Raw genomic sequence first — 6,422 nt, 5'->3', positions numbered from 1 at the left:
TCTTCTGCAAAGGAAAAACACAAAAGATGGAAGAATGTTTCTGATGAGCATTTTTTGATTTATGAAGTAATTGATAATAACATTACTATAAATGGAGATATATACAAATATTACTCTGATGAAGAAAAAATGCACATATTATCTATATTGGATATTAAGAAAATGATACCTGTACCGAATGGTTGTTATGAAAGAATTGAGTTTGATGAGCTTGATGACATCAGATACAAAGACTTATTTGAAAAAGAATATGCTTTTTGCCTTAAGGTAAAAACAAAGGTTTTGAAAAAGGTGGAAAAATTATATCAGAAGCAAAAGGAAACAGGAACTATCAGAAGAGCAAATTGTAATTTTTCAGAGTTAGAAAAAGCCATGTTGGATTGGAAGTAAAATATAAATTACTTATGAATAATCAAGGAAGTGGAATAATATTCTGCTTCTCTTTTTTGCGAGGGAAAGTATTTATAAGTATGATACAAGACAACGGAGAGGTGTTTTTAGAGCATTGCAGCTAAAAGAGGCATTCAGAGTATGCCTAAGATAAAAGCAAGTCTTAAAACGCATTCCATCACTTAATACAACAAAACAGTTAGAGCGATTAGAAAAGTAAAAAATCTAATCGCTTTTTTTATTGCGATGAAAGGAGGAGACAAATGACAGATGAAGAAAACAAAGCTAAAAACACATTTAGCAAAAAAATTGGAAAAACAAACTATAAAGTCACAGTGCATTTCAGCGAAACCAGTGATGAAACAATCACAGATAAAATAAATAGACTTATTCAGAAAGAATGTGAAGATATGAGTTACAAAAAAGACGAAGAAATTTCTTAAATACCCTTGACAAAAGCTATCAGAGGACACACTCTTAAAAGCTATGGAGCTTGCAGGTAATGATGCATTGGAAAAAGGTGTTGAAGTGGAAAGAGAAGGACTTGGAACACCGGCAACAAGAGCAGGCATTATTGAAAATCTGATTTACAAAGAATTTATTGAACGAGATAAGAAGAATCTGATTGCAACACCGAAAGGAAAAAGCCTGATTGAGATTGTTGCAGATAACTTCAAATCAGCAGAAATGACGGCACAGTGGGAAATGGAGTTGTCTGAAATAGCACAGGGCAAATCTTCCAAAAAAGAATTTTTAGAAAAGATTGAGGAACAGATAAAACATACGGTAGAGGAACACCAGAAGAATGAATAGGAAAAATGAATATTAGAAAAAGGAGGTAAAAATGCGAATCAATGATTTTCATAACATTTTGGAGCTTGTAAAACAGGACATTCTGCATAGTGAAGCGGAATATTTAAAGCTCCTGAAGGTTGTCGGGAACAATCAAAGATATGACTTTAGAAGTCAATTAAGTATCTATGATAAAAATCCTGAAGCAACAGCCTGTGCCAAGTTCGACTATTGGCGTGAACGCTTTCATCGAACCGTTATGCGAGGACAAAAAGGAATTCCGATCTTAGAAGATTTCGGCATAAAAAAGAGAGTGGACTACATCTTTGATGTAAGCCAGACTGTTTCAAGAAACAGAGATGTCAATGAGGTCAATCTTTGGCGATTTGATAAAGAAGCTCATCAAAAGGTCTTAAAGGAGATGATAGCAAGTGAAGGCTATGAAGAAAGCGAAAGTATCCTTGAAAATATCTTTTCTTTAAGCAGGCTTTACGGTGATGAAAAGATAGACAGTCTTATGAATGAGCTTAGAATAGCTGATGAGGACAGAATATCCTTTACTAAGTTTGTGAGAGATTCAGTGAGTTATGCGGTAGCTTCAAGGTTTAAGGTGGATTATCCGATGGATAAGGAACTGTTAAGAGAAAACTTCAAAAGACTGGACAGCATATCCCTTATGAGTCTTGGTGAAACCGTATCGGATATTAGCGGAAATATCATAGATACAACCATTCAAAAGAGTAAAGAGATAGAGCTTCAAAAAGGAGTTTTGAGAAGCAGAGAAGCAGGATATAATCAAATAAAAGAAGAAATTGAGGAGGTAGAAGAAAATGTACTTCGACGAGATGATCAGGAAAGAATTAGTGAAACCGAGCGAGTTTTCAGAAATGGAGAGTACGGAGGAGATAGCAGTCAAAATCAGGGAGAATACACTAAGCAGCTTGGAGGAACAGACGGAATTCATCAAGGAATATCCGAATCCGACCTACGCAGTGATGAGGCTCACTTATCTTTCACAGAGCGAGGAGCAGAGACACTTCGAGATGTTAGTGGATCTATACAAGGAGAAGAAGCTGACAGAACACTTGATGGATATTCAAAAACAGGCGATAGCATTTATGAGGACAGAAAAACCGAAGCTGATGAAGGCTTGGAAGATAGAGAGCGAGGAAAGTCCTCAGTATGGAGCGATGATTTCAGCCTTGAAGGAAATGACCATCAAGGAAATCGTGGAAATCTAAAAGAAAATACTGAAGTAGAGATAAGAGAAGCTGACAAGGCTTCTTTTTCTTTGCCTGAAAACTCTTACGGACAGATAAGGCTTAGCATCCCTCTTGCTCAGAAAGATATAGACACTGTCCTTATTAACGGGGGAAATCACGATGGGGGCAGACTTCCTATCATTGCCGAGTTTTCCAAAGGAAAAAGCAATGAAGAATTAGGAGAATACCTTAAAAACACTTTTCAAGGTGGGAACGGCTATATCATTGACGGAAATGAAATATCGGCTTGGTATTCGGATAAGGGGATTCATTTTGCTTCCGGAACATCGGCAAGAGAGGATCATACGCAGGTTTTAAGTTGGAGTGATGCTGCAAGTAGGATAAATGAACTTCTTAATGGCGGTGAGTTTGCCACAAATATAGAGCTTTCTGAAGCATTTGACTATGAAAGAGATCGGATTTCAGAGTCCCTATGGTATCTTATTCACGATTTGAGTGAGGAAGGAAAAGAACAAGGATATTTTGAATTTCTCGAAAATGGAGGTGGCTTTCAGGATGAAACAAAACGATTATCCGAGGCACTGAAAAATCCTGAATACCTTGTGGATGTTATCAAAGAGTATGGACGATTTTTAGAAGCATATAGAGAAGATAGAGATGTACTAAGGTTTTACTATCATAAGGTGGACAGCCTTTATCAGAAGCTACAGGAGCTTGAACTGTCAAGAAAAGAATACAGTACCAATCTGACCGAACTTCCGAAAGTAAAAGCCTTTATTACAGAAGATGAAGTCCTTGCTACCCTTTCAAGGGGAAGTGGAATCGATAGAGGAAAAGAGCGAATTACCAAATTTTTCAAAGAAAATCACACTTTACAGGAAAAAGCCAACTTTTTAAAAGATGAGTATGGAACAGGAGGAAGAAGCCATGCGGTATCAGGCTTGACAGGTAGTGGAGAATGGCACGATGCCAAAGGAATAAAACTTGAAAAGGATAATTGTAAAGATGTGTTTCTCACTTGGACAAGTGTGGCAAAGCATATTGATGAACTGCTTTCTAAAAATCTTTATGAAGAAAAGAAAATAGAAAGTAAGGCAGAGAGAGAAGAAGCAAAAGAAGCACAAAAATCACAATATTATTCCAAAGATGAACCTGAAAATCTGATGACGGATGAAATGCTTGAAAGAGTACCGGAGCTTTATGCACAGGAAGATGTATCTTTAGCGGATAAGGAAGTTCATGCAGCATATATTATTCCGTTTAGAAGTAACTGGACTTGGTATATGACGGAGTACGACAGAGAAAGCGGTGATGCCTTTGGTCTTGTTTTAGGGATTGAGCCTGAATGGGGATATTTTAATCTTGAGGAGTTAAAGGAACTAAATGCTCAAAGACTTGTGTTGGAAGATTTTCCAAAGACTTTTCAAGAAATCAAAGATACCGAGCTTGTAAAACAGATGAGCGAGGAAGAAATAGACCGAGTATTTAACGGACAGCTTTCCTCAAAAGATAATCAAAAGGAACAGGAAATCTTTTATCTTAGTGATGAAATGGGAATTTCATTAGAAGAAGCAGAGAGTATTATCAACGATAGGAACAAATTATCAGGTGTTAGCATAGAGGATACCGATAACAAAGGGACTTCCCCTGATGAAAAAATTGCCATTAAGGTCGGTGCAGAGTTTATTTTGGCAGATAAGTCTGATGTAGCTCATATCAATTTATCCGAAGCGAAAAATAGCGTGGCTCTTGGTGGTGTAAAGTACAAGCTGTTTTATGGAGAGAGCTATGAAGATAGCAAAAAGGTTGATGAACTGATAGACAGCTACGGCTATACAGCGTATGAACTAAAAGAACATTTAAGAATAGATACAGCCGAGTATAAAACTTATGAAAATTTTGAAGAAATGGAAGAAGCACTTGAAAAAAGTCCTGTTCAATCTACCCTATTTGACTACATTCAGCAAAAAGAAGAAGTAGAGCTGAATGAAAAAGAGGAAAGCCTTGCAGAACAATTTGCAGTGAAACAAGGTGATACCGTCTATTTTGATCATGAAGCATATATTGCAAGGGATATTGAAAAAAACAAGGTAAACGGAAAGCCGGAGGTATGGCTGTATCCGGCAAGAGATGGAAATAGGCAAATTGCAATCGTACCGTTTATGGATAATGAGGAACTGCTAAAAAAGATAAGCCTTGAAAGACCAAACTTTTTGGTTGGTGATGAAGTAAGATACAAGGATAAGGACTATACCATAATCCGCTTTGATAATATGGGAAATAACCTAAAGACCGTAACGGTTATGGACAATACCGAATATCTTGGCGGTATGATAACTGGCTCCGATGTGATTCCCTATCGTTTGGATAGCGACCTTGAGAGAATATTTGAAAATCTGACATACAAGAAAGCTAAAGATACAATTCAAGACATTGATGAAAAGGCAGAAAAACCTAAAACAGAAGTTCATAACTTTAAGATTACCGAAGAAATCCTCCCTGAAAAATTAACGCCAAGTGAAAGGTTAAACCAAAACCTTGAAGCAATCTCCATGCTTAAACGAGTGGAGAGTGGACAAAGAGAGCTTGACAGCACAGTTCAGGAAGCCTTGGCAAAATATGTCGGTTGGGGCGGATTATCTGAAGTATTTGATGAAGAAAGAGGTGGTCAATGGAAAGAAGCAAGAGCATTCTTAAAAGAAAATCTATCGCCATCAGAATACGAAGCTGCTAAGGAATCAACATTAACAGCTTTTTATACGCCTAAAACAGTCATTGACAGTATCTACTCTACCCTCTCAGGAATGGGCTTTAAGAGTGGTAATATCTTAGAGCCGTCAATGGGCATCGGAAACTTTATCGGCAATCTTCCTGATGAAATGAGTGAGTCAAAGTTTTATGGCGTGGAGATTGACAGTATAAGCGGTCGAATTGGAAAACTTCTATATCCGGAAAGTGATATACAGATTAAAGGACTGGAAGAAACTTCCTTTTCCAATAACTTCTTCGATGCGGTGATTGGTAATGTACCCTTTGGAGAGTACAAGGTCAATGACAGGGAGTATAACAAAAATAACTTCCTGATACATGATTATTTCTTTGCGAAATCCATTGATAAAGTCAGAAATGGCGGTGTTATCGCTTTTATCACATCTTCAGGGACGATGGATAAAAAGGATGAAAGCGTCAGACGCTACCTTGCAGCAAGAGCGGAGTTTTTAGGAGCAATCAGACTTCCGAACGATACCTTTAAGGGCGTTGCCGGAACGGAAGTAACCTCGGATATTATCTTCCTAAAGAAAAGGGACAGTATCAGAGAGCGTGAGGAGGACTGGATACATCTTGCAGAAGATGAAAATGGTCTGACATATAACAAATACTTTGTAGAGAATCCTCAGATGGTGCTTGGCTCCATGGAAGAAGTGTCAGGAAGATTTGGAAATACCCTTGCTTGTTTGCCAAAAGAAAATACAGACATAAAGGAACTTCTTACAAAAGCAAGCGAAGAAATTTCTAAAGATGCTAATTATGAAGAAATAGAGCTGCTTGATGATGAAATAACATCTATCCCTGCCACAGACGATGTCAAGAACTTCTCCTACACCCTTATTGACGATGAGGTGTATTACAGAGAAAACTCTCTATTTGTAAAGAAAGAAGTAACAGATAAAAACAAGGAAAAGATTAAGGATTATCTTGAACTGAACGAAGCCTTAAAAGATGTAATATACAAGCAAAAAGAGGATTTTTCAGATGATGAAGTAAAGAAAGCTCAGGAGAAGTTAAATGAAGTCTATGACAGTTTTTCTAAAAAACATGGGTATGTCAATAATCTTTCTAATACCAGAGCCTTAAAAGAAGATAGCAACTTTCCGCTTGTTTCCTCAATAGAAATTCTTGATGAAGAAGAAAACTTTAAGGCTAAGGGAGATATTTTTTCAAAAAGAACAATAACAAAGGCAAAGACAATCGACCATGTAGATACTTCCCTTGAAGCTCTTGTGTTATCTATGTCTG

At 37.2% G+C, this 6,422-nt stretch carries 3 protein-coding genes and 1 pseudogene; all 4 read left to right on the top strand.

Annotation, left to right across the window (positions count from 1 at the left end; all coding sequences use genetic code 11):
- Positions 1–390, top strand: a 390-nt coding sequence (locus HMPREF9629_RS11000) for a type III toxin-antitoxin system ToxN/AbiQ family toxin (protein WP_009526462.1), incomplete at its 5' end; no start/stop codon positions are given.
- Between the two features lie 263 nt (positions 391–653).
- On the top strand, positions 654–833 hold the full coding sequence (locus tag HMPREF9629_RS10995; RefSeq protein ID WP_009526461.1) for a transposon-encoded TnpW family protein: 180 nt from the start codon (positions 654–656) through the stop codon (positions 831–833).
- Positions 834–852: 19 nt separating this feature from the next.
- Positions 853–1,203, top strand: a pseudogene (locus HMPREF9629_RS10990) (DNA topoisomerase); the annotation flags it as partial.
- 31 nt (positions 1,204–1,234) lie between these two features.
- A partial coding sequence (locus HMPREF9629_RS12790; RefSeq protein ID WP_009526460.1) for an Eco57I restriction-modification methylase domain-containing protein occupies positions 1,235–6,422 on the top strand: 5,188 nt, incomplete at its 3' end.

The organism is Peptoanaerobacter stomatis (assembly GCF_000238115.1).
Lineage (GTDB): Bacteria > Bacillota > Clostridia > Peptostreptococcales > Filifactoraceae > Peptoanaerobacter > Peptoanaerobacter stomatis.
The sequence above is the reverse complement of the archived record's forward strand: the minus strand, read 5'-3'. Positions and strand labels throughout refer to the sequence as shown.

What these genes read in the sequence shown, in the direction of transcription:
- HMPREF9629_RS10995 (WP_009526461.1), top strand. Translation starts at nt 654, where the DNA reads ATGACAGATGAAGAAAACAAAGCTAAAAACACATTTAGCAAAAAAATT.